The sequence below is a fragment of the Polaromonas sp. P4_F6 genome (assembly GCF_056401275.1).
This window is the reverse complement of sequence record NZ_JBFUJQ010000013.1, coordinates 68,059-92,067: the sequence shown is the minus strand read 5'-3', so window position 1 is coordinate 92,067 and position 24,009 is coordinate 68,059. Positions and strand designations below refer to the sequence as shown.

Sequence of the window (24,009 nt, the reverse complement as noted above, 5' to 3'; positions counted from 1 at the left end):
GGCCTGGCGTTTTGACTTCGGCGGAGTCGCGCCTTCCCTCTGGCTACTGCTGGTGTTTTATTCGCTGGCCGCCAGTGTCTGGACGGTGTGGCTCTGGATGACGGGCCTCAAAACCATCCCGGCCAACGAAGCCGGCGTGTTTGCTGTGTTGCTGCCCATCAGCGCCGCCGCGGTCGGCGTCATGGTGCTGGGCGAAACGCTGAATCCCACCCAGATCGGCGCCTTCGGCATCGCGCTGGCCGGCGTGGTGCTGGCTACTTTGCCGGGACGGGGTCTGGAAAAGCCTGCTCCGGTCGAGCCGCCGCACTGATTTCGCGGTCCAGCCGCTTTTGCCGGCGCATCACATAGATGCTGTAGCTGATGATGCCCAGCGACACCACCGTGATCAGGATCGTGGCCGCCGCGTAAATCGACGGGTTCACGCCGCGGCGAGCGTAGCTGAAGATCACCTGCGGCAGGGTCGTCACGCCCGGGCCCGATAAAAACTCCGAAATCACCACATCGTCGAACGAGAGCGTGAACGTCAGCAGCCAGGCCGACACCAGGGCCGGCGCGATGTTGGGCAGGGTCACCAGGAAAAACACCTGCATGGGCCGGCAGCCCAGGTCCATGGCGGCCTCCTCGAGGGTTCGGTCCATTTCGCTCAGGCGCGACTGGACCACCACGGTTGCATAGGCCATGCCCAGCAAGGTGTGGCCGGTCACGATGGTGATGAAGCCGCGGTCTGGCCAGCCCACGGCGCGCTGCACCGCCACCATCAGCAGCAGCAGGGACAGCCCGATGATGACCTCGGGCATGACCAGGGGCGCGTTGACCAGCCCGTAAAACAGCGTGCGCCCGGTAAAGCGCAGGTAACGCACCAGCACAAAGGCGGCAAAGGTTCCCAGCACCACCGACAGCGTGCCGGTGATCAGCGCCACCTTGAGCGACAGGAAGAAACCTTCGACCAGCCGCGAGTCCGCCAGCAGTGCCTCGTACCAGCGCGTGGAAAAACCGGTGAAAACACCGTCCTGCCGCGTGCTGTTGAAAGAAAAGACGATGAGGAAAAACAGCGGGATGTAAAGAAAGAGGTAAACCAGCCCCATCCAGAGCCGGCCCACATTGTTTTCCACCAGGCGCGAAAACCCCCTCATGGTGAGCTTCATCTCAGTGCCCTCCCCGCGCGTCGCGGTCGCTGCTGGAGCGGTAATAAAAGGCCAGCGGCACCAGGATCAGCAAAATCATCACCACCGCAAGCGCGGACGCGCGCGGCCAGTTGTTGCTGCTGAACATCTCGTCCCAGACCACGCGGCCGATCATGATGTTTTCGGCGCCGCCCAGCAGCGAGGGAATCACGAACTCGCCGACACTGGGAATGAACACCAGCATGGAGCCGGCCACGATGCCCGACTTGCTGAGTGGCACGGTGATCAGCCAGAAGGCCTTCCAGGCGCTGGCGCCCAGGTCGTGCGCGGCCTCCAGCAGGCGGAAATCCATCTTCACCAGGTTGGCGTAGAGCGGCAGGATCATGAAGGGGCAGTACACATAGGTCATGCCCACCAGCATGGAGACGTCGGTATAAAGCATCACCATGGGCTCCTGGATGATGCCCAGCGACAGCAGCAGGTTGTTGAGCACACCCTGGTCGGCCAGTATGCCCTTCCAGGCGTAGACACGCAGCAGGAAGGAGGTCCAGAACGGCAGCATCACCAGCATCAGCAAGGCCGGGCGTATCGACGGCCGCGAGCGCGCGATGAAGTAGGCAAAGGGATAGCCAATGACCAGGCAGGACAGCGTGGTCAGCAAAGCGTACTTCAGCGAGGTCTTGTAGGCCTCCATATAGATGGTGTTGCCGAAGCCGCCCACGGCGTCCTGCGCGTTGTCGATGAAGATGGACGCGTAGTTGTTGTAGCGAAGCAGGACGTGCCAGGAGCCCTTGACCGTCTCTATCAGCGGTGCGAAGGGATCGACGCCGCCTCCCATGTCCGTCACGCTGATGCGCAGCAGGATCAGGAAAGGCAGCACAAAAAACAGCAGCAGCCAGACATAGGGCACGGCGATCACGAAGCGCCGCCCGAGGTTGAGCTGAAGCCAGGAGGGGATGTTGTTCATCGCCGGGATTGAATCGTTAAGGCCTGTGGGCTGCGCCTACTGCGTCAGCACCACCGGTGCGGAGCCGTCCCACCAGAAGAAGACCTGGTCGTCCCAGGTGATGGTGTCGCTGTCGTGGCGCGTGGTGTTGGTCTCGGTGATCTTGAGGGTGCGCCCGCCGGCCGCTTCCACGATAAAGGTGTTGTAGCTGCCGAAATAGGCAATCTCGCGCACCTTGCCGGTGAACAGGTTGCTGCTGACCCCAGATGGACGAGCCTTGGCGATATGGATCTTCTCGGGCCGCACCGCGATGGCCACCGCCATGCCCAGCGTGCCGCTGATGCCGTGCCCCACGCTCACCACGCCCTGGTCGGTGGTGACTTCGCAGCGGTCGGCCTCGTCCAGCGTGAGCTCGCCTTCCAGCATGTTGACGTTGCCGATGAAGTCGGCCACAAAACGGCAATTGGGATGCTCGTAGATTTCCTTGGGCGTGCCGACCTGCAGCACGCGGCCGTGGCTCATCACGGCGATGCGGGAGGCCATGGCCATGGCCTCTTCCTGGTCGTGCGTGACCATGACACAGGTCACGCCCACCGATTCAAGAATGTTGACGAGCTCGAACTGCGTGCGTTCGCGCAGCTTTTTGTCCAGCGCGCCCAGGGGTTCGTCGAGCAAAAGCAGCTGGGGGCGCTTGGCCAGGCTGCGCGCCAGGGCCACACGCTGCTGCTGGCCGCCCGAAAGCTGGTGCGGCTTGCGTTTGGCGAAGGCCTCGAGCTGGACCAGCTTGAGCATCTCCTGCACGCGGGCCTCGATCTCGGGCTTGGGCATGCCTTCGCGCTTGAGGCCGAAAGCGATGTTGTCCCAGACCGTCAGGTGCGGAAACAGCGCATACGACTGGAACATCATGTTGATGGGCCGCTCGTACGGCGGGAAGGACGCGATGTCCACACCGTCCAGAAAGACCGCGCCGGAGGTCGGTTTTTCAAAACCCGCCAGCATGCGCAGCAGGGTCGACTTGCCGCAGCCGGAGCTGCCCAGCAGCGCGAAGATTTCACCCTTGTGGATGGACAGCGAAACATCATCGACCGCTGCCACGCCATCAAAGCGCTTGACCAGCTGGTCGGTCCGCAAAAACCCGTCGCCGGCCGAGAGAGGTAGATTCATGAACAGGATTTCCTGCCTTCATCAAAATGAAAAAAAGCTGTGCACACAACACATTGCATGCACAGCCGGGTTCACACTGAAATCAGCGCTTGCCAGAGATCAGTAAAACGTCACTTGCCTTTTTTGAAGGCGGTGAACACATTGCTCATGGATTCGCGGGCTTCGTTGCTGAAGCTGGCCGGTGACACCATCTTCTTCAGGTTGTCGGCATCGGGGAACACCGCCTTGTCCTTGGCGATTTCGGGCTTGACGTTGGCCAGGCTGGCCTTGTTGGCGGTGGCGTAGCCCAGCTCGTTGGTCAGGGAGGCGGACACTTCAGGGCGCAGCGAGTAATTGATGAAAGCCAGCGCATTGTTGGGGTGCTTGGCATCCTTGGGGATGGCCAGGGTGTCAAAGAAGATCAGGCCGCCGGTGCTGGGCAGCAAGGCCTCGACTTCGTTGCCGCTCTTGTTTTCAAGGGCGCGGCCGCGGGCGATGTTGATGTCGCCGGCCCAGGCCAGGGCCACGCAAGCCTTGCCGCCGGCCAGGTCGTCAATCATGGTGCTGGAGAACATGCGGATGTGCGGGCGCACCTTGGCCAGCATCTCGGCCGCCGCCTTGTGGTCGGCCGGGTCGTTGGAGTACGCGTTCTTACCCAGGTAGTGCATGGCCGGCGGCAGCACTTCAGTGGGCGAGTCGAGGTAGGCGATGCCGCAGGCCTTGAGCTTGGCGGTGTAGACCGGGTTGAACACCAGGTCCCAGGCGTTTTCCGGCATGGGGGTGGAGCCCAGGGCCTTGGTGACCTTGGCCTTGTTGATGCCGACCGTGGTGAAGCTCCAGGCCCAGGGCACGAGGTAGGCATTGCCCGGGTCAATGGTGCCCAGCTTCTCCATGATGGCCGGATCCAGGTTGCCGTAGTTGGCGATTTTGGTTTTGTCGAGCTTGGCGAGCAGGCCGCCGTCGATCTGCGGCTTGGCGAACACGGCGCCGGGCACGACGATGTCATAACCGGTGTTGCCGGCGACCAGCTTGGCGTGCAGGGCCTCGTTGTTCTCGAAGGTCTGGTAGTTGACCTTGATGCCGGTTTCCTTCTCGAAGTTGGCGACCATGTCCTTGGCGACGTAGTCAGGCCAGTTGTAGACATTGAGTACCTTTTCCTCGGCGGCCACGGGGGCCGGCGCGCTCGCGGCGGCGGCCGGGGCGGCAGCGGCAGGCGCTTCGTCTTTTTTACCGCAGGCGGTCAGTGCCGCAACCAGCATGGCCGAAAACGCCCAATACCCAAGATGCTTTTTCATAATGTCCTCAACTCCTCTTATAAAAACTTGGAAGTAAAAACCAGGAAACACTAGCAAAAATCAGACCGGAGCAATTGTATAAGAGGGTCGCAGGCACGGGAACCTTTCTTCTTATGCGGCCTTTGCATCAGGGCTTGCCGCCGGCAGCCCGGCAAATCCGCCTACAGCAGGACAAGCCGAAGGCGCTAGGTACCTTTCCCCTCCCCGCGTACGCTTTTGGGACAAGCTTTCACTTCCCTTCCGAAAGACACCCCATGGGATTTTCCCGCTGGCTGGGCCGGGCCGCCATGAAACCCTTTGCCCGCGCATTGCCTGTGATGGGCGACACAGAGCGCGCCGCGCTCGAAGCGGGCACAGTCGGCTTTGAAGGCCGGTTGTTCTCCGGCCGGCCCGATTTTGACGCCCTGCTGGCCGCCGGGCCCAACGTGCTCAGCGCCGCGGAACAAGCCTTTCTGGACAAGGAAGTCACCACCCTGTGCGCCATGCTGGATGACTTTGCCATCGACCAGGCCGGGGACCTGCCCGCCGGGGTCTGGGCTTACCTGCGCGAGCACCGCTTCTTCGGCATGATCATTCCCGAGGCGCATGGCGGGCTGGGCTTCAGCCACTATGCCCATGCCACCGTGGTCACGCGCATCGCCACACTGAACATCTCCGCGGCCGTGACCGTCATGGTGCCCAACTCCCTGGGGCCCGCGGAACTGCTGCTGCGCTACGGCACGCCGGATCAGAAGCAGCACTACCTGCCGCGCCTGGCCGACGGCCGCGACCTGCCCTGCTTCGGGCTGACCTCGCCCTATGCGGGCTCCGACGCTGCTTCCATCCCCGACAGCGGCCTGCTGGTGGAGCGAGAATTTGAAGGCCGGGTGGTGCGCGGCTTCAGCCTGAATTTCTCCAAGCGCTACATCACCCTGGCGCCGGTGGCCACCGTCGTGGGCCTGGCCTTCAATGCCATCGACGAAAGCTTGCCCGAAGGCCAGCGCGAACTGGGCATCACCTGCGCGCTGATCCCGGTGCCACAGCCCGGCATGGACATAGGCCGGCGGCACCGGCCCATGGACGCGGCTTTCATGAACGGCCCTATCGAAGGCCGCGAGGTCTTCATTCCCATGGACTGGGTCATAGGCGGCGAGGCCCGGGTCGGCCAGGGCTGGCGCATGCTCATGGAATGCCTGGCGGCCGGGCGGGCCATTTCGCTGCCGGCACTGGGCTCGGCCATGCAACAGACCGCGCTCTTCGTCGCCAACGGCTACGGCCAGGTGCGCGAGCAGTTCGGGCTCCCGATCGGGCGCTTCGACGCGATCGCCGGCGTGATCGCCGGCATGGCCTGCGAGCTTTATGCAACGGACGCCGCACGCCGCTACACCGCCGCAGTGCTGGACCACGGCGAGCAGCCCAGCGTGGCCAGCGCCATCCTGAAGGTGCATTTGACCGAAGCCGGCCGCCGCGCCGTCAACCACGGCATGGACATCCTGGGCGGCAAGGGCATCATTCAGGGCCCTTCCAACCTGCTGTCCGTGGCCTACCGCGGTGCGCCGATTGCCATCACGGTAGAAGGCGCCAACATCCTGACCCGCTCGCTGATCATCTTCGGCCAGGGCGCGGTGCGCTGCCACCCTTACGTAATGAAGGAGATGCAGGCGGTGCGGGACAAGGACGCCCAGGCGCTGGGCGAAGCATTGATTGGCCACGTCGGACACGTGCTGCGCAGCTTCTGGTACAGCATCGCGGGCGCGCCGCTGCGGGGCACGCCGCCCGTGGGCCTGGAAAAAGAAGCCCGGTTGATCGCCCGCCTGAGCAGCCAGTACGCGCTCACCTGCGACCTGGCCATGGGCTTGCTGGGCGGCAAGCTCAAGCGCATGGAATTGCTGTCAGCCCGGCTGGGCGACGTGCTGGCCCACCTTTACATGGCCAGCGCCTGCGTCTGGCGCTATGCCGTTGAAAAGGACGGCGATATGCTGCCGGTGGCCAGGGCCGCGATTCGCGCCCAGCTTGACGAAGCCGGCAATGCGCTGGAGGCGCTCTATGCCAACTTCCCCTCACCGCTGCGCCGTGTGGTGGGCGCGCTGGTGCTCAACCGCAGCACACGGCTGGCACCGCTGCGCGATGTCCAGTTGCTGGACCTGGCCGGGCTGCTGCGCACCCAGCACGCGCTCATGCGGCGCCTGTGCCCCGACCTGGCCACGCCGGCCGGCGGCGGCTTGCGGGATTTGATGGATGCGCTGGCCCTGGCCGAGCAGCTGGGGGAAGAAACGGTGTCGCTCAACAAGGCCGTGCGCCGCAGCGCGTCCATGGAGCGCGCCGCGCAGGCGTCAAGCAAGCCTGTACTGGCCTTGGCCTACCTGCGCGCAGCTGACAAGGTCATCCAGGTCGACGACTTCGCGCCCTAGCCTGTTTTTAAGCGAACAGGCCCTTGTACTGCTCGCGCAGCAAATTCTTCTGCACCTTGCCCATGGTGTTGCGCGGCAGCTCGCTGACCACAAAACACTGCTTGGGAATCTTGAAGTTGGCCAGCCTGGATTTGAGTTCGCCCACAATCCGGCCGCCTTCCAGCGAAGCACCAGGCTTGGCGATCACGACGGCCACGCCCACTTCGCCAAAATCCGGGTGCGGCACGCCGACCAGGGCGCTTTCGGCCACGCCCGGCATGTCGTTGATATAACCCTCGATCTCGGCCGGATAGACGTTGTAGCCGCCGCTGATGATCAGGTCCTTGCTGCGGCCCACGATGACGATGTAGCCGCGCTCGTCAATCTTGCCGACGTCGCCGGTCTTGAAGTAGCCGTCCGCCGTGAACTCTTCCTTGGTCTTTTCCGGCATGCGCCAGTAGCCCTTGAAGACATTCGGCCCCTTGACCTGGATGCCGCCAATCTCGCCGGCCGGCAGGGGTTGCCCATCGTCGCCCTGCACGCGCAGGCTGACACCCGGCAGCGCAAAGCCCACGGTGCCACCGCGCCGCTCGGCGCCCTGGTAGGGGTTGGAGGTCAGCATCACGGTTTCGGACATGCCGTAGCGCTCCAGGATCGTGTGGCCGGTGCGCTCCTTCCATTCGTTGAAGGTCTCGATCAGCAAGGGAGCCGATCCCGCGACGAAAAGCCGCATGTTGCGGCAGGCCTCGCGCGTGAGCCCCGCTTCGGCCAGCAGGCGCACATAGAGTGTGGGCACGCCCATGAACACCGTGGCCTCGGGCAGCTTGCTGACCACCAGCTTGGGGTCGAATTTCGCGAGCCAGATCATCTTGCTGCCGTTGATCAGCGCACCGTGGATGGCGACAAACAGGCCGTGCACATGGAAAATCGGCAAGGCGTGGATCAGCACGTCGCCCTTCTTCCAGCCCCAGTAGTCCTTGAGCACCAGCGCGTTGCTCAGCATATTGCCGTGCGTCAGCATGGCGCCCTTGCTGCGGCCCGTGGTGCCGCTGGTGTAAAGAATGGCGGCCAGGTCGTCGGCCTCCCTCTGCACGGGTTCATGCCGGTCGCTGCAATGCGCGGCGCGCTCCAGCAGCGAGCCCGTGCGGTCGTCGTCCAGCGTGAAAACGTTGCGCGTGCCGGCCTTGAAGGCGATCTTGCTGACCCAGCCGAAGTTCTTGCTGCTGCACACCATCACCGAGGGCTCGGCATTGCCGATGAAGTACTCGATCTCGGCGCTTTGGTAAGCGGTGTTGAGCGGCAGGAACACATAACCGGCGCGCAAGGTCGCCAGGTACAGCATCATGGCTTCCACCGACTTTTCGACTTGCACCGCCACCCTGGCCCCCGCGGGCAAGCCCAGCGAGGCCAGCAGGTTGGCCATCATCGCGGTGCCGCGTTCAAGGTCGCGCCATGAATAGCGCAAGCCGTTGTCGGTTTCGACGGCGACGTCGTCCAGCGAGGAAGGAAAGGCGGCTCGCAGTGCCGCGAACAGGTTATGGTTTTTCATGGCTCAGGCTGTCAGTGGTCATAGATTCAGCGGCCCGGCCGTCAAACCGGGGCTGGCGTTTTTCAGTAAAGGCCGTCACGCCTTCCCGGTGTTCGGGCGAGGCAGCATAGCGGTAAGCGCTCGCTGCCAGGTCCGTCACGGCTTGCTCGCTGCCGGCCTGGGCCAACGCCCGCAAAGCCTGCTTGTTCAGCCTGGCGGCGCCGGGCGCCAGGGCGGCGCAGCGTTCCACGCAAGCCATGGCTGCGGCGCCCGCTTCGTGAGCCGGCAGTACCTGGTTGAGGAAACCACGCTGCTTCATCTCGGCTGCCTCCAGCACGGCAGCCGACAGCAGCATTTCGCGCGCGGTCAGCTCACCCGCCGCACGCAGCACCAGCGCGGCTTCGCGCGGCGCCATCGGAAAGCCAAGTTTCGCGATGGGCGCGCCGAACTTCGCGCTGTCGCCCGCGATGCGGATATCGCAGCAGCTGGCGATCTCCAGGCCGGCGCCCATGCAGTTGCCGTCGATCTGCGCGACCATGGGCACATCACAATCGAGCATGGTCTGCAAGCCGCCCCATACATCGCGCTCGTGAAATTCACGCAGGGCGGATTCTTCAAACCGGAAGCCGGCGTATTCGGAAATGTCGCCTCCCGCGCAAAAATGCCCGCCCTCGCCCCGCACCAGCACGCAGCGCACATAGTCGGCCCGCTGCAGGCCTTCGAAGGCCGCGCGCAGCTCGCGCCACATGGCGCGGCTCATGGCATTAAATTTGCCCGGATGGGACAGGGTCACAAAGGCCAGGGAGCCCTTCACCTCGAGTAAAACAGCTCCAGCCATCAAGCGGTCATTCGAGTTTGGCGCCGGAGGCTTTCACCACGGCCGACCAGCGCTTGACCTCGCTGCTCACAAAAGCGCCGAACTGCTGCGGCGTGAGGTTGCCGAAGTCCGCGCCGTTATTGGCCCAGATCGCCTTGAGTTCATCGGTGGTGGCGGCCTTGCGCAGGTCCTCGACGATGCGCGCCTGCACATCGGCCGGCGTGCCCTTGGGTGCCCACATGCCGTACCAGGTGGTCACGGTGTAGTCGGGCAGGCCCAGTTCGCCGGCGCAGGGCACATCCGGGAATGCCGGGTTGCGTTTGGTGCCGGACACCATCAGCGCTTTGATCCGCCCGCCCTTGATGTGGTTGGCCGAGGAACCCAGGCCGTCAAACATCATGTCGACATTGCCCGAGATCAAGTCCTGCAGCGCAGGGCCCGCGCCGCGATAGGGAATGTGGGTGATGAAGGTCTTGGTCTGCTGCTTGAACAGCTCACCGGCCAGGTGGTGCGAGGTGCCCGCGCCGGCCGATCCGTAGTTGTACTTGCCCGGTGCCTTGCGTACAGCTTCAAGGTAAGCCTTGAAATCGGGGAACGGCAGGTTGCGGGGGTTGACCACCAGCACCTGCGGCACGTTGGCCATCAGGGCCAGCGGCACAAAATCTTTCTCGATGTCGTAGTCGAGCTTGGGATACATCGAAGGCGCAATGGTGTGGTGCACCGCGCCCATAAACAGCGTGTAGCCGTCGGGCTGGGCCCTGGCGGCAATGCTGGCCCCCAGCGTGCCGCCGGCGCCGCCGCGGTTGTCGATGATGAGCTGCTTGCCGGTCAGCTTCGCGAACTGGGCGGACAGGGGGCGGGCGAAGGCGTCAGTGCCGCCGCCCGCCGGGAAGGGCACGATCATCGTCACAGGCTTGGTGGGCCAGGCCGACTGGGCCTGGCTGCCGAAGGACAGTGTCGCGGCGCCGGCGGCCGCGGCGCGCAAGATGTCGCGCCGGGAAGCCCGGGCATGAAAACTGAAAGTCATTGTTGTCTCCTGTCGTTGTCGAAATCAGAAAAGGCAAACCGGGAGTTCATGTGCGGCGAACCCGGCTTGCCGCCACCCCAATCCATTGAAGTACACGTTCTTAAGTACACATTCAAATGTACAAATCTTCGATGTCCCCTGACACGGGGATTTCCCCCTGTGCGAGCTGCGCGCGGTGCCTGTCCAGGCGCTTGAGGTCGTAGAGGTAATTCACCATGAGGCCGTAGGACTGCTTGAGCCCTTTCGGTGTGGGGTCGCCCGCCCAGTTGATGCGTTCTATGCGCGCGCCATTGCCCAGGTGAAAGCGCGCCACCGGATCCAGCGGCTTGCCCTCTTCCAGGGTCCGCCCAAGGTAGTGGGCGGCGCAGTGCAGCAGCATTTTGCGCACCGGCGATTTTTCGCCAAGCGCGAGCGGGTTCTCGGCAGCCGTGAGCAAGTGCCCGGCGCCAGGCGGCTCGAAGCCCACGGCCCGGCCCAGCGCCGTGAGTTCTTTTTCGCCCAGCTTTTCGAGCATGGCCCCGGCGTTCTTGCCCAGCCAATTGCGAAAACCCGGAATCGGCGAAAGCGTGGCAAAAGTCTTGAGCTTGGGAAATTCTTCCTTCAGCGTCTCGACCACGCGCTTGATCAGGGAGTCGCCGAAACTCACGCCGCGCAGCCCGGCCTGGGTGTTGCTGATCGAATAGAAGATGGCCGTGGTGGCGCGGCTCAGGTCCGAAGGCGCGGCCAGTTCGTCGAGCAGCGGCATGATGTCGCCCGCGATCTGCTCGACCATGGCAACCTCCACGAAGATCAGCGGCACCTCGGGCAGGCGCGGGTGGAAAAAGCCGTAGCAGCGCCTGTCGCTGTCGAGCCGGTTCTTCACGTCGGCCCAGCCCTTGATGTCATGCACCGCTTCGTACTTGATGAGTTTCTCGATCAGCGAGGCCGGCGAATCCCAGGTGATGCGGCGCAGGTCGAGAAAGCCCACATCGAACCAGGTGGAAAACATGTATTCCATTTCCACGTCCAGCGCCAGCAGGCGCTTGTCGGACTTGAGGCTGGGCTGCATCTCGGCCCGCATGTCGACCAGGAACTGGATGCCGCCCGGGTAGACGCTGAAGCGCTGCAGCAGGCGCCGGCGCGGCGACACCGTGGCGCGCCGGTAACGCACCTCGGCCACCGCCTCCTCGGGCGTGCCCACCGCCGCCGCGAACTGCGCCTGCGCGGCCTTGACCTTTTGCGGGTTGGCGACGAATTGCTCGCTCATGAGCATCCACAGGTCGCGCCGGCGCGCTGGTGTGGCGCCCTCGTACCAGGCCGCGATGGCCATGGCGCGGCGCCCGCCCTCGACCTCGCTCACGCGCGGGTCGATGATGGCCTGCAGCTCCTGCAAGGTGCGGCGCAGCACGCGCGGCGACAGCGCCTCGTCTTTGTGGCTCAGCGTCGCCTGCAGGCGCTCGTGCGTGCTGCGCATGGGCAGGCTCGCACCGGACGCTGTTTTTTTGCCCGTCGACGGCGCGGCTGGCGCCGGCGCACTTGCCCCGGCGCCTTTATCGCCCGCCGTGAAACGCGAGACGTTGCGGCTGAGCCATTCGGCCGCGCTCATGACGCCACCCTGGAGCGCTGGTTGCGGGCCAGTTCGCGCAGCGCTTCGCGCTGGCGGGTCAGGTGGGTGCGCATGGCGGCCTCGGCGCCTTCGCTGTCGCGGCTCTTGAGGGCGGCGAACACCGTCATGTGCTCCGACAGGCTTTGGGCCAGCCGGCCCGGCGCGTGAAGCTGCTGCAGCCGCGCGAGCTTGAGGATTTTGCGCAGGTCGGCAATGGCCTGCGCGAGCCAGCGGTTGTCGGCCAGCAGGATGATGGCCTCGTGGATCGCGAAGTTGGTGGCGTAGTAGTCGTTGATGCGGCCGGCCGCCGCATGGCTGTTGAGGCGCTCGTGCAGGGTGGTCAGCGCCGCGAGGTCGGCGTCGGTCGCGTTGCGCGCCGCCTCGTAGGCGCAGCGCCCTTCCAGCAGCGCGATAACCGGGAAGATGTCGTCGAGGTCTTTTTCGGTCACTTCGTTGACAAAGCAGCCGCGCCGGGGTTCATGGCGCAGCAACCCTTCCGATGTCAGCACCTTGAGCGCCTCGCGCAGCGGCGTGCGCGAGATTTCCAGCCGCTCGCACAGCGCGACCTCGTCCAGAAAGCTCCCGGGCGCCAGCTGGCCCGCGAAAATCTGCTCGCGCAGGGTATCGGCGACCTCCTGGTGCAGTGAATTCTGGACAAGACGCATGGCATGACCCTTTGACTGACCCGGCCCGCCGGCATGGCGAACCCCTGCTGAAAACCTGATTTACCGCGGGTACTTTGACGCCCAATTCCGCGGTAATTTCAAGTAATTACGTGTAATTATGAGAAATAATCCAAACCCCATCAAGAGCTTGTGCCTGAAAACGACAGGGAAAAACCCTAAGGGCAGGCTTGCCGATTGCGGACCCGGACAGCATGCGCCCCCCTCCCGCCGGGGCGGCACCCCGGGCCTCAGGCCGGCTCAGCGCGTTTTGTCGCCCACACCCAGAGCCAGGCGCCGCCAATGATCATGGGAACGCAAAGCCATTGGCCCATGCTCATGCCCAGGGCCAGGATGCCGAGGAATTCGTCAGGCTCACGGAAAAACTCGGCAATAAAGCGGAACACGCCGTAGCCCAGCAGGAAGGCGCCGGAGACCTGGCCGGTCTTGCGCGGCTTGCGCGCGTACAGCCACAGCAGCACGAACAGCAGCAGGCCCTCGAGCAGGAACTGGTAGACCTGCGAAGGATGGCGCGGCAGCGGGGAACCGCTGCCCGGGAACACCATGCCCCAGGGCAGGGCCGGGTCGCTGAAACGCCCCCACAGCTCACCGTTGATGAAGTTGCCGACACGCCCCGCCGCCAGCCCCGTGGGCACACAAGGCGCCACAAAATCCATCACCTGCAGCCAGGGCCGCTGGCGCGAGCGCGCAAACCACCACTGCGAAGCCAGCACCCCCAGCATGCCTCCGTGAAAACTCATGCCACCCTGCCACACAAAAAAGATCTCCAGCGGATGCGACAGGTAGTAGCCGGGCTTGTAGAAGAGGCAGTAACCGAGCCGCCCGCCTATCACCACCCCCATCACTCCCAGGAACAGCATGTCCTCAATATCCCTGCGCGACCAGGCCCCCGGCCCGGTGATGGAGGCAAAAGGCTGGTGCCGCAGCCGCCGCGTGGCCAGGAAGAAAAACAGGCCGAAGGCCGCCAGGTAGGTCAGGCCGTACCAGTGGATGCCCAACGGGCCGAGTTGGAGCGCGACAGGATTGATTTGCGGGTGGATAAGCATGGGCGGTATTTTGCACGCATGCCTCGTAGGAAAGGACTTACGCGAAGACGGCATTGGATTAGACTGCCGGCAACACCGTCACGGACCCCGCCCATGCGCTACGCCCTCCACCCCGCCCTTGCTCTCAGCCTGCTGGGCCTGTTTTTCATGCAACCTGCCACCGCGCAGGTCTACCAATGCCTGGATGCGAACGGCAAAAAAGTGTTTTCGCAAATCCCTTGCGCGGCCCAAGGCGGCAGCGAAAAGCTCATCATGCAGGCGCCCACAAGGTCCGCGGCGCCCCCGATGCCGGCCGAGGGCGGGCCCTATGGCAATGGCGCTGCTGCTGCCGCTGCCGCGCCAAAAGACTGGGTGGCGGAAAATGCAGCCGCCGACGCGCGGGCCGCGGCCGCCGAAGCCTACGCCAACACATCACGCCAGGGCTCGTCCCCGGCACCGGGCGGCTTGCGCAAAGGCACTGCCCAGGCCCCGCTCACCGACAAACAAATCATTGCCAACTGCGAGGCCGACCATGGCGCGCGCTGCAGCAGCCCTGGCGAAATAGCCCAGCGCAGGATGGAGCAGCGCGAACTCACCGCGTCGGAAAGACAGCAGCAGCAAAGCGCCGCGGCGGCGCGCCGGCAACGCGAACGGGACGAAGCCTTTTACCGGTCTACTCGCCGATAAAGGCCGCGAAGCGCGCGAGTGCCGGGTTGGCGCTGGCGCCCGGCCAGACCAAGCTGGTCTCGCACCCCGGCACCGCGATTGAAGCCCCCCGAGCCCCACCGCGCGCGGAAGGCCTGCCGGCCGGCAGGCTGCGGTACACCACGCCGGGCCGCTGGAACTGCCGCACGCTCTCGGGAACCCAGGCCACGCCCAGGCCTGCGGATACCAGGTTCACGATGGTCTGCATCTGGATGGCTTCCTGCGCGACCTGCGGCAATTGCCCGGCCGCGTGGTACATCGCAAAAATCGCGTCGTAGAGCGAAGGAACAATGCGCCGCGGAAAAATCACCAGGGCCTGGTCCAGCAGGTCCGTAAGGGTGAGCGCAGCCTTGTTTGCCAGCGGGTGCTGCTCGGGCAGCGCCACCACCAGCGGGTCCTGGCTGATGCGCCGGCAGGCCAGGCCGGGCGGCGCAAAACCGGGGGAATGCAGCATGAAACCCGCGTCGATCTCGCCGCGCTCAAAGGCCTGCAATTGCACGTCGCCGGTCGCCTCCAGCAGTTCCAGCTGCACTTTCGGGTAATGCTCACGAAAAGCCCGCACCCAACGCGGCAGCAACTCAAAACCCACCGTGGAGACAAAAGCCAGCCGCAAACGCCCCGCCTCGCCGTCGGCGCTGGCGCGCGCATACGCCGGCAAGGCCTGGGCGCGCGCCAGCAGGTCGCGCGCCTCGGGCACCAGGGCGGCACCCGCCGCCGTGAGCTGCACGCTGCGCTTGGTGCGGTCGAACAGCTTGAGGCCCAGCAAGACCTCCAGCTGGGCAATGGCTTGGGTGAGCGGCGGCTGGGTCATGCTCAGGCGCAGCGCCGCGCGGCCGAAGTGCAATTCCTCGGCCACGGCCAGGAACTGGCGCCACAGGCGAAGCTCGATCAGGGGTGGTTTGCGGGACGCCGTGTGCACGGCATTGAGGGCATCATTCATATGCATTACATATTAATAGATCATAAATAATGGATTGGAAAGAATCAATCAAAGCACGCATACTCTGCTTTCCTGATCGCCGCGGCACAGCCCGGCCACACCCAAACAGACATCCACCACGAGACGCACCATGAATACCAAAACCGTCAGCATCGTTGCCAACCCGCGCAGCAAAAACATCACCGAGGGCAAATCGCGCGCGCCCAACCGCTCCATGTACTACGCCATGGGTTACGAGGCCGACGATTTCAAAAAGCCCATGGTCGGCGTGGCCAACGGCCACAGCACCATCACCCCCTGCAACAGCGGCCTGCAGAAACTGGCCGATGCGGCGATTGCCGGCATCGAGGAGGCCGGCGGCAACGCCCAGGTCTTCGGCACGCCGACCATCTCCGACGGCATGGCCATGGGCACCGAAGGCATGAAGTACTCGCTGGTCAGCCGTGAGGTGATCTCGGACTGCATCGAAACCTGCGTGCAGGGCCAGTGGATGGACGGCGTGCTGGTGGTCGGCGGTTGCGACAAAAACATGCCGGGCGGCCTGATGGGCATGCTGCGCGCCAACGTGCCGGCGATCTACGTCTATGGCGGCACCATCCTGCCCGGTAGCTATAAAGGCAAGGACCTCAACATCGTCAGCGTGTTCGAAGCCGTGGGTGAGAACGCCGCCGGCCGCATGAGCGACGAAGACCTGCTGGAGATCGAGCGCCGCGCCATTCCCGGCACCGGCAGCTGCGGCGGCATGTACACGGCCAACACCATGTCCAGCGCTTTCGAGGCCCTGGGTATTTCGCTGCCCTACTCCAGCACCATGGCCAATCCGCACGATGAGAAAATGAACTCGGCCAAGGAGTCGGCCAAGGTGCTGGTCGAGGCCATCAAAAAAGACATCAAGCCGCGCGACATCGTCACCAAGAAGGCGATTGAAAACGCGGTCGCCGTGATCATGGCCACCGGCGGCTCCACCAACGCCGTGCTGCACTTCCTGGCGATCGCCCATGCGGCGGGCGTGGAATGGACGATCGACGACTTCGAACGCGTGCGCCAGCGCACGCCGGTACTGTGCGACCTCAAGCCCTCGGGCAAATACCTCGCCGTGGATCTGCACCGCGCCGGCGGCATTCCCCAGGTCATGAAAACACTGCTGGCCGCCGGCCTGCTGCATGGCGACTGCCTGACGATTTCCGGCCAGACCATTGCCGAGACGCTCAAGGACGTGCCCGAGGTGCCACGCGCCGACCAGGACGTGATCCGCCCCATCGACAAGCCCATGTACGCCCAGGGCCACCTGGCCATCCTCAAGGGCAACCTCTCGCCCGAGGGCTGCGTCGCCAAGATCACCGGCCTGAAAAACCCGGTCATGACCGGCCCGGCGCGCGTGTTTGACGACGAACAGTCGGCCCTGGCCGCGATTCTGGCCGGCAAGATCAAGGCCGGCGACGTGATGGTGCTGCGTTACCTCGGCCCCAAGGGCGGGCCCGGCATGCCCGAAATGCTGGCCCCCACCGGCGCGCTGATAGGCGCCGGCCTCGGTGAGAGCGTGGGCCTGATCACCGACGGCCGCTTCTCCGGCGGCACCTGGGGCATGGTGGTCGGCCACGTCGCGCCCGAAGCCGCGGCCGGTGGCAACATTGCCTTCATCCACGAAGGCGACTCCATCACCATCGACTCCAAGCAGCTCCTGCTGCAACTGAACATCAGCGATGCCGAGCTGGCCAAACGCAAGGTCGGCTGGAAGGCTCCGGCGCCGCGTTACACCCGCGGCGTGCAGGCCAAGTTTGCCTTCAATGCCTCCAGTGCCAGCAAAGGCGCGGTGCTGGACGACTATTGAACCGACCCCGGTCCACTGAAATGACAAGAGCCCGTGAAGTTACAGACTTCACGGGCTCTTTGCTTTGGGCCGCCTCGCCGTTTGCGAACAGCGGATAAATTGGTGTCGTACCTTGAATAAAGGACTTGCGGCGACTCGGGCCTACTTCTTCCTCTTTTTGGCCGAGAGCATACCCATGGCTTCGCGCTGTTTTTCGATCCGGTCGTCCTTGCGCTTGGCCATCTTGTCGATTTCCCTGCGCTTGGTATAACCCGATGCATCGGCCCAGGCCCACCAGGCGACGGCCATCGCGAAGGGAGACAGCACGATGAACCAGTTCAAGGTGGCCACCGGCCCGATTTCGAGATATTTGAGGGCTAGGGCCACAATGCCCAGCAATAAAAAAAACATGGAACTTCTCCTGAATATGTCTACCCGCGCCAAGGGGTATCCCCTTGAAACAAGGGTCAACCGGCACCACTACAATCACGTTGATTGACTGTAACCGAATCCACAACTTCCCCCCACGAGGACAATCCATGAAACGCATTCTTTCGGTAATCGCTTTTGTGACCGCGGGTTTTGCCGTGTCGACGCCAGCCCTGGCCGACCTGCAATTGGCTACCGCCAAGAACTGCATGGCCTGCCACGCCATCGACAAGAAGCTGGTCGGCCCCTCCTACAAGGATGTCGCCGCCAAGTACGCCGGCCAGAAAGACGCCGCCGACAAGCTGGCCGCCAAAATCATCAAGGGCGGTTCCGGCGTCTGGGGCCCGGTCCCCATGCCCGCGAATGCGCAAGTCAACCCTGAAGAAGCCAAGAAACTGGCCGCCTGGGTCCTGGCAACCAAATAAGCGGCTCGCAAGCCCGCAAAAAAGCCCGTCGATGACGGGCTTTTTTTATGGCCGCCTCCAGTTACTGTTTTTCAGACAGCTGATCGAGGATGGCGGGGTTTTGTGGCCACATCACATCGCTTCGCGATATGAGTGTCCCCTTCCCCCGCCACAGCTTCGCTGGCGCGGCTTCGCCGCCCTCGATCACTGTCTTTCCGACAGCTGATCGAGGATGGCGGGGTTTTCCAAGGTGGAAGTGTCCTGCGTGATGGCCTCGCCCTTGGCGATGCCGCGCAGCAGGCGGCGCATGATCTTGCCGCTGCGTGTCTTGGGCAGGTTGTCGCCGAAGCGGATGTCCTTGGGCTTGGCGATGGGGCCGATTTCCTTGCCCACCCAGTCGCGCAGTTCCTTGGCGATGGCCTTGGCCTCCTCGCCCGTGGGGCGCGCGCGCTTGAGCACCACAAAGGCCACGATGGCTTCGCCGGTCAGGTCGTCGGGCCGGCCCACCACGGCGGCTTCGGCCACCAGCGCAGAATGCGCCACCAGCGCCGATTCGATCTCCATGGTGCCCATGCGGTGGCCCGAGACGTTCAGCACGTCGTCGATGCGGCCGGTGATGCGGAAGTAGCCGTTGTCGGCATTGCGCACCGCGCCGTCGCCGGCCAGGTAAATCGTGCCGCCCATTTCTTCGGGGAAATAGCTCTTCTTGAAGCGGTCCGGGTCGTTCCAGATGGTGCGGATCATGGACGGCCAGGGGCGTTTGACGACCAGCATGCCGCCCGAGCCGTTGGGCAGGTCCTTGCCGGTTTCATCGACGATGGCGGTCATGATGCCGGGCAGCGGCAGGGTGCAACTGCCGGGCACCAGCGGTGTGGCGCCGGGCAGCGGCGTGATCATGTGGCCGCCGGTTTCGGTTTGCCAGAAGGTGTCCACGATGGGGCAGCGCTCGCCGCCCACGTTTTTGTAGTACCACATCCAGGCTTCAGGATTGATGGGCTCGCCGACCGAGCCCAGGATGCGCAGGCTGCTGAGGTCGGAGCGCGCCGGGTGCACTTTCTCGTCGGCCTCGGCGGCCTTGATCAGCGAACGGATCGCCGTGGGCGCGGTGTAGAAAATCGTGACCTTGTGCTTTTCGATCATCTGCCAGAAGCGCCCCGCATTCGGGAAGGTCGGGATGCCCTCGAAGATGATCTGTGTCGCGCCGGCCGCCAGCGGGCCGTAGGCCACATAGGTGTGGCCGGTGATCCAGCCGATGTCGGCCGTGCACCAGAACACGTCGGCGGGCTGGATGTCGAAGGTCCAGTCCATCGTGAGCTTGGCCCAGAGCAGGTAACCACCGGTGCTGTGCTGCACGCCCTTGGGCTTGCCGGTCGAGCCCGAGGTGTAAAGAATGAACAGCGGGTGCTCAGCGCCGACGAATTCGGGCTCGCACACCGGCGCCGCCTTGGCCGTGATTTCGTGCATCAGGCTGTCGCGGCCGGCCACCATATTGCAGGCCGTGGCGGTGCGCTGGTAGACGATCACGTTCTTGATCGACTCGCAGCCGCCCATCGCGATGCCTTCATCGACGATGGCCTTGAGCGGCAACTCCTTGCCGCCGCGCAGCTGGTAGTTGGCGGTGATGACGGCCACGGCGCCGGCGTCCTGGATGCGCTCCTGCAAACTCTTGGCCGAGAAGCCGCCGAATACGACGGAATGCGTAGCGCCTATGCGCGCGCAGGCCTGCATGGCCACCACGCCTTCGACCGTCATCGGCATGTAGATGATGACCCGGTCGCCCTTCTTGATGCCCGCGCCTTTCAGCGCGCTGGCGAACTGGCTGACCTTGGCGTGCAGCTCCTTGTAGGTGACGTTGGTGACCTTGCCGTCGTCGCTTTCGAAAATGATGGCCTTTTTGTTCTCGGTCGGCGTACCCAGGTGGCGGTCCAGGCAGTTGTAGGAGGCGTTGAGCTCGCCATCGGAAAACCATTTGTAGAAAGGCGCGGCGGACTCGTCCAGCGTCTTCGTAAAAGGCTTTTTCCAGCTGAGGTTTTCGCGCGCCAGGCGCGCCCAGAAGCCCTCAAAATCCTTTTCTGCTTCAGCGCACAAAGCCTGGTAGGCCGGCATGCCCGAAATGCGCGCCGCCTTCACGGTGGCAGCAGCAGGCGGAAAAATGCGGTTTTCAACCAGGGTCGATTCGATCGCGGAATTGGGGGCGCTCATTTGGCTGTGTCTCCTGTTTGTCACTGAATGCGTGGTACTGTTATCTGCCGCACTTACAAGCCACTGACTGGCTTGAAGCTTACAAAAGCTTGAATTCGGGGGTGCGGCCACCCTCTTACAATGCCGCAACCTTCCCAGCTTACGCCATCATGACTGAACCCACCCAGACCCCAGGCACCGAAAAAATCTCCCCGCTGCGCCCGCTGCCCAATCTGATTTTCGCCAGCCGCTGGCTGCAATTGCCGCTCTACCTGGGCCTGATCGCCGCGCAGGCGGTGTACGTGATGCACTTCCTGGTCGAATTGTGGCACCTGATAGAAGCCGCCTTCGGCAGCCAGACCGCCCTGCAATCGCTGATCACCAGCATAGGCTACAAGACCGCCATACCCGTCGCGTCCCTCAACGAGACGGTCATCATGCTGGTGGTGCTGGCCCTGATCGACGTGGTCATGATCTCCAACCTGCTGATCATGGTCATCGTCGGCGGCTACGAAACCTTTGTGAGCCGCATGAACCTCGAAGGCCACCGCGACCAGCCGGAATGGCTGAGCCATGTGAATGCCTCGGTACTCAAGGTCAAGCTGGCCACGGCGATCATCGGCATCAGTTCCATCCACCTGCTCAAGACTTTCATCAACGCCGACAACTACACCGACAAGGTCCTGATCGCGCAGACCGTGATCCACATCACCTTCCTGCTGTCGGCCATTGCGATCGCCTACACCGACAAAATCATGTCGGGCATCGCCGCGCAAAAGCACTGAGCCTCAGGCGGGCGTTTTCGCCGCCTCCACGGCGCTGCTGCTACGCAACAGCATCAGCGCGCCCAGCGCGCCGGACAGCAGCGAGCCGCAGAGCACCCCCAGCTTGAGCTGCGTTTCATAGGCGGCATCCTGGCCGGCAAAGGCCAGCGCGCCTATGAAGAGGCTCATGGTGAAACCCACGCCGCAGAGCAGGCAGACACCGAAAAACTGCCGCCAGCCGGCTCCTGCCGGCAGGCGCGCGCCGGCAAAGCGGATCAGCAGCCAGGACGCGCCGAACACGCCTATCGCCTTGCCCACCAGCAGGCCCAGCGTGATGCCCATGGGCACGCTTTGCAGCAAGGTCGCCGGCGTCACGCCCTGCAATGACACGCCGGCGTTGACAAAGGCGAACATGGGCAGCACCGCAAACGCCACCCAGGGATGCAGCGCGTGCTCGGCCGCCTTGAGCGGCGAGCCGCCCTTGCCGTCGGACAGCGGAATCGCCAGCGCGGTGACCACCCCGGCCAAGGTGGCGTGTATGCCCGACTTGTAGACAAAGAGCCAGATCACCAGCCCCACCGCGACATAAGGCGATATCGCCATGACCTTGGCGCGGTTCAGGGCCAGCAGCACCAGCACGCCCGCGCCCGCGGCGGCCAGCGCCGACAAGGAAAGCTTGTCGGTGTAGAAGAAGGCAATGATGAGGATGGCCCCCAGGTCGTCAATGATGGCGACGGCCGTCAAAAACACCTTGAGCGAGGCCGGCACCCGGCTACCCAGCAACACCAGGATGCCCAGCGCGAACGCGATGTCGGTGGCGGCCGGAATGGCCCAGCCGCGCAGCGCGACGGAATTGCCGGCATTGATCGCCACATAGATGAGCGCCGGCGCCACCATGCCGCCCAGCGCCGCGCCCACCGGCAACAGGGCCTGGCTGCGCGAAGCCAGTTCGCCGTCCAGCAGCTCGCGCTTGATCTCCAGCCCCACCAGGAAAAAGAACACCGCCATCCATAGGTCGTTAACCCAGTGCAGCAGCGACTTGGACAGCAGCAGCGCGTCGGAGCCCAGGCGCAGCTCGCCGGGCAGTTCCACAAAACGCCTATAGGCCTCGCTCCACGGCGAGTTGCTGGCGATCAACGCCAGCAAGGCCGCCAGCGCCAGCACCACGCCCGACAGCGACTGCGAGTTGATGAACTGGTTCAGCGTGCGGTGGACAAATTTGAGCATCGCCTATTGTCCCAGACACACAAAATCCAACGGTAACCGATGCCCCCCACCAGCAGGCGCCGCGGAACTGGCTTCGCCAGGCCGCAGGCGCCGCCCCCTGAAAGGGGGGAACAGGCTACACGAAGTGAGCCTGGACGGGGGGAGTGACGTCCCTCAGCAGGGGCCGCGGAACTGGCTTTGCCAGGCCGCAGGCGCCGCCCCCTGCAAGGGGGGAAGGCGCTACACGAAGTGAGCGTCCGACGGGGGTGTGCCTACCTCCCCTGGACGGGGGTCAGACCATATTCCCGGGGATAACCCACAGGTCAAACTGCTCACCCGTGACAAAACCCGAGGCCAGCGCCGCGTCGCGCAGGCTGCTGCCTTCCTTGTGCGCCTTCTTGGCGATGAAGGCGGCCTTGTCATAGCCGATATGGGTGTTCAGCGCCGTCACCAGCATCAGCGAGCGATCCACCAGTTCGGTGATGCGTTCGCGGTTCGGCTCTATGCCCACGGCGCAGTGATCGTTGAAGCTCACCATGCCGTCGGCCAGCAGGCGCACGCTCTGCAAAAAGTTGTGCGCCACCATGGGCCTGAACACATTGAGCTCGAAGTTGCCCGAGGCACCGCCGAAGTTGATGGCCACGTCGTTGCCGAACACCTGGGCCGCCAGCATGGTGACGGCTTCGCTCTGCGTCGGGTTGACCTTGCCCGGCATGATGGACGAGCCGGGCTCGTTCTCGGGAATGCTGAGCTCGCCGATGCCGCTGCGCGGGCCGCTGGCCAGCCAGCGCACATCGTTGGCGATTTTCATCATGCTGGCCGCCAGGGTCTTGAGTGCGCCGTGCGCATGCACCAGGCCGTCGACCGAGGCCAGCGCCTCGAACTTGTTGGGCGCCGTGACAAAAGGCAGGCCCGTGAGGGCGGCCAGCTCGGCCGCCACCTGCACGGCGTAACCCTTGGGCGCGTTCAGGCCGGTACCGACGGCGGTGCCGCCCAGCGCCAGCTCGCACAGGTGCGGCAAGGCGGCGCGCACATGTTTTTCGCCGTGGTCCAGCTGCGCCACATAGCCCGAAAACTCCTGGCCCAGCGTGAGCGGCGTGGCGTCCTGCAAATGGGTGCGTCCAATCTTGACGATGCCGTCGAAGTCCTGGGCTTTTTTCGCCAGCGTAGCGCGCAGCTTGGCGATGGCCGGCAGCAGCTTGTGGGTCAGCGCCTCCACCGCGGCCACATGCATGGCGGTCGGGAATACGTCGTTGGAAGACTGGCTGCGGTTGACGTCATCGTTGGGGTGCACCAGCCGGCCTTCGCCGCGCTCGCCGCCCAGGATTTCGCTCGCGCGGTTGGCCAGCACCTCGTTGACGTTCATATTGGTCTGCGTGCCCGAGCCGGTCTGCCAGACCACCAGCGGGAACTCGTCCGCATGCTTGCCGGCGATCACCTCGTCGGCCGCAGCCACGATGGCCTGGGTTTTTCTCTCGTCCTGCAAGCCCAGCGCATGGTTGACCCTGGCCGAGGAGCGCTTGACCTGGGCCAGCGCCTTGATGATCTCGCGCGGCTGCTGTTCACCCGAGATGTCGAAGTTCTGCAGGGAACGCTGTGTCTGCGCGCCCCAAAGTTTGTCGGACGGCACCGCGATGGGGCCGAAGGTGTCGCGCTCGGTGCGCGTGCTGCTGCTTGTCGTCATGGAATGTCCTGCGCTGTCAAAAAAGGGGAAGAACCTGTTCACGGTCTAAATGAGGCCGCGTTGGGATGCAATCGGGATGAGTGGGCCGACCGGGCACGCCGCATGGGCTAATGCCCATGCAAGGGCCTGGGTGGCTCAATCGCCCGATTTCATCCCAACCCGGAGGGCAAGCGCCTTCTCGGGCGGTCTGCGGCGTTGCGGCGCTAGCCCATAGCTGTGCTATGGGCGTCGCACCGCGCCTTGCATCCCATCCCGAGAAGGTGCTTGCGCGGCCCCATTTAGACCGTGAACAGGTTCTAAGTATGACCGCAGACGAGAAGAATTCTCATCTAAGGGGTTTTGCG

General features: G+C 64.2%; 21 protein-coding genes. 6 read left to right on the top strand and 15 right to left on the bottom strand.

Annotated features, from left to right (window positions below; translation table 11 throughout):
* Positions 1-310 (top strand): EamA family transporter (locus AC1DUN_RS22670; protein ID WP_477715954.1); only part of this gene is annotated, 310 nt, incomplete at its 5' end.
* Here AC1DUN_RS22670 and AC1DUN_RS22665 read toward each other — a convergent pair.
* From AC1DUN_RS22665 to AC1DUN_RS22650, 4 genes are all read right to left on the bottom strand, one after another.
* Positions 255-1,145 (bottom strand): ABC transporter permease, encoded by an 891-nt coding sequence (locus tag AC1DUN_RS22665; RefSeq protein WP_477715953.1) that lies wholly within the window; start codon positions 1,143-1,145, stop codon positions 255-257. The two genes, AC1DUN_RS22670 and AC1DUN_RS22665, sit on opposite strands and share 56 nt — an antisense overlap.
* A 1-nt stretch (position 1,146) precedes the next feature.
* On the bottom strand, positions 1,147-2,091 hold the full coding sequence (locus AC1DUN_RS22660; RefSeq protein ID WP_477663749.1) for an ABC transporter permease: 945 nt from the start codon (positions 2,089-2,091) through the stop codon (positions 1,147-1,149).
* Positions 2,092-2,127: 36 nt separating this feature from the next.
* A complete protein-coding gene (locus AC1DUN_RS22655) occupies positions 2,128-3,234 on the bottom strand; it encodes an ABC transporter ATP-binding protein (RefSeq protein WP_413328430.1) in 1,107 nt (368 codons plus the stop codon).
* A 110-nt stretch (positions 3,235-3,344) separates the two neighbouring features.
* Entirely contained in the window at positions 3,345-4,508 is a 1,164-nt protein-coding gene (locus AC1DUN_RS22650; protein ID WP_074575313.1) for an extracellular solute-binding protein, read from the bottom strand.
* Positions 4,509-4,762: 254 nt separating this feature from the next.
* Here AC1DUN_RS22650 and AC1DUN_RS22645 point away from each other — a divergent pair, with 254 nt between their 5' ends.
* A complete protein-coding gene (locus AC1DUN_RS22645; protein ID WP_477715952.1) occupies positions 4,763-6,898 on the top strand; it encodes an acyl-CoA dehydrogenase in 2,136 nt (711 codons plus the stop codon).
* 7 nt (positions 6,899-6,905) lie between these two features.
* On the opposite strand, the gene AC1DUN_RS22640 is transcribed toward AC1DUN_RS22645, so the two are convergent.
* The 6 genes from AC1DUN_RS22640 to lgt form a co-directional block, all read right to left on the bottom strand.
* Positions 6,906-8,426 (bottom strand): malonate--CoA ligase, encoded by a 1,521-nt coding sequence (locus AC1DUN_RS22640; protein ID WP_477715951.1) that lies wholly within the window; start codon positions 8,424-8,426, stop codon positions 6,906-6,908.
* Entirely contained in the window at positions 8,413-9,243 is an 831-nt protein-coding gene (locus AC1DUN_RS22635) for an enoyl-CoA hydratase/isomerase family protein (RefSeq protein WP_477715956.1), read from the bottom strand. Before AC1DUN_RS22635 ends, AC1DUN_RS22640 begins: the two co-directional genes overlap by 14 nt.
* Positions 9,244-9,250: 7 nt before the next feature.
* Positions 9,251-10,249: a Bug family tripartite tricarboxylate transporter substrate binding protein gene (locus AC1DUN_RS22630; protein WP_477663754.1), complete on the bottom strand. Its 999-nt coding sequence runs from the start codon at positions 10,247-10,249 to the stop codon at positions 9,251-9,253.
* Positions 10,250-10,361: 112 nt separating this feature from the next.
* Positions 10,362-11,834 carry a malonyl-CoA decarboxylase domain-containing protein gene (locus tag AC1DUN_RS22625; RefSeq protein WP_477715950.1) on the bottom strand — a complete coding sequence of 491 codons (1,473 nt, stop codon included), beginning with the start codon at positions 11,832-11,834 and terminating at the stop codon, positions 10,362-10,364.
* Positions 11,831-12,499 carry a GntR family transcriptional regulator gene (locus AC1DUN_RS22620; RefSeq protein ID WP_477663756.1) on the bottom strand — a complete coding sequence of 223 codons (669 nt, stop codon included), beginning with the start codon at positions 12,497-12,499 and terminating at the stop codon, positions 11,831-11,833. Before AC1DUN_RS22620 ends, AC1DUN_RS22625 begins: the two co-directional genes overlap by 4 nt.
* A gap of 248 nt (positions 12,500-12,747) precedes the next feature.
* Positions 12,748-13,563, bottom strand: a complete 816-nt coding sequence (gene lgt / locus AC1DUN_RS22615; protein ID WP_477715949.1) for a prolipoprotein diacylglyceryl transferase — start codon at positions 13,561-13,563, stop codon at positions 12,748-12,750.
* A 93-nt stretch (positions 13,564-13,656) separates the two neighbouring features.
* Between lgt and AC1DUN_RS22610 the strand changes: the two genes are divergently transcribed.
* Positions 13,657-14,229 carry a DUF4124 domain-containing protein gene (locus AC1DUN_RS22610; RefSeq protein ID WP_477715948.1) on the top strand — a complete coding sequence of 191 codons (573 nt, stop codon included), beginning with the start codon at positions 13,657-13,659 and terminating at the stop codon, positions 14,227-14,229.
* Here the strand turns inward: AC1DUN_RS22610 and AC1DUN_RS22605 are convergent.
* The gene (locus tag AC1DUN_RS22605; protein WP_477715947.1) at positions 14,216-15,187 is read right to left on the bottom strand and encodes a LysR family transcriptional regulator; all 972 of its coding nucleotides are present in this window, start codon (positions 15,185-15,187) and stop codon (positions 14,216-14,218) included. The two genes, AC1DUN_RS22610 and AC1DUN_RS22605, sit on opposite strands and share 14 nt — an antisense overlap.
* A 130-nt stretch (positions 15,188-15,317) precedes the next feature.
* Here AC1DUN_RS22605 and ilvD point away from each other — a divergent pair, with 130 nt between their 5' ends.
* Positions 15,318-17,018: a dihydroxy-acid dehydratase gene (gene ilvD, locus AC1DUN_RS22600; protein ID WP_477715946.1), complete on the top strand. Its 1,701-nt coding sequence runs from the start codon at positions 15,318-15,320 to the stop codon at positions 17,016-17,018.
* Positions 17,019-17,159: 141 nt separating this feature from the next.
* On the opposite strand, the gene AC1DUN_RS22595 is transcribed toward ilvD, so the two are convergent.
* Complete coding sequence (locus tag AC1DUN_RS22595; protein ID WP_477715945.1) at positions 17,160-17,408, bottom strand: TIGR04438 family Trp-rich protein; 249 nt, start codon at positions 17,406-17,408, stop codon at positions 17,160-17,162.
* Positions 17,409-17,536: 128 nt separating this feature from the next.
* Here AC1DUN_RS22595 and AC1DUN_RS22590 point away from each other — a divergent pair, with 128 nt between their 5' ends.
* On the top strand, positions 17,537-17,851 hold the full coding sequence (locus AC1DUN_RS22590) for a c-type cytochrome (RefSeq protein ID WP_477663761.1): 315 nt from the start codon (positions 17,537-17,539) through the stop codon (positions 17,849-17,851).
* A gap of 183 nt (positions 17,852-18,034) precedes the next feature.
* On the opposite strand, the gene acs is transcribed toward AC1DUN_RS22590, so the two are convergent.
* On the bottom strand, positions 18,035-20,032 hold the full coding sequence (gene acs / locus AC1DUN_RS22585) for an acetate--CoA ligase (RefSeq protein WP_477715944.1): 1,998 nt from the start codon (positions 20,030-20,032) through the stop codon (positions 18,035-18,037).
* A 149-nt stretch (positions 20,033-20,181) separates the two neighbouring features.
* On the opposite strand from acs, the gene AC1DUN_RS22580 reads away from it, so the two are divergent.
* Positions 20,182-20,796: a YqhA family protein gene (locus AC1DUN_RS22580; protein WP_477715943.1), complete on the top strand. Its 615-nt coding sequence runs from the start codon at positions 20,182-20,184 to the stop codon at positions 20,794-20,796.
* Between the two features lie 3 nt (positions 20,797-20,799).
* Here AC1DUN_RS22580 and nhaA read toward each other — a convergent pair whose 3' ends face one another.
* Both nhaA and fumC read right to left on the bottom strand, forming a co-directional pair.
* Positions 20,800-22,002: a Na+/H+ antiporter NhaA gene (gene nhaA / locus AC1DUN_RS22575; RefSeq protein ID WP_477715942.1), complete on the bottom strand. Its 1,203-nt coding sequence runs from the start codon at positions 22,000-22,002 to the stop codon at positions 20,800-20,802.
* A gap of 271 nt (positions 22,003-22,273) precedes the next feature.
* Positions 22,274-23,665: a class II fumarate hydratase gene (fumC, locus tag AC1DUN_RS22570; RefSeq protein ID WP_477715941.1), complete on the bottom strand. Its 1,392-nt coding sequence runs from the start codon at positions 23,663-23,665 to the stop codon at positions 22,274-22,276.
* Positions 23,666-24,009: the final 344 nt, after the last annotated feature.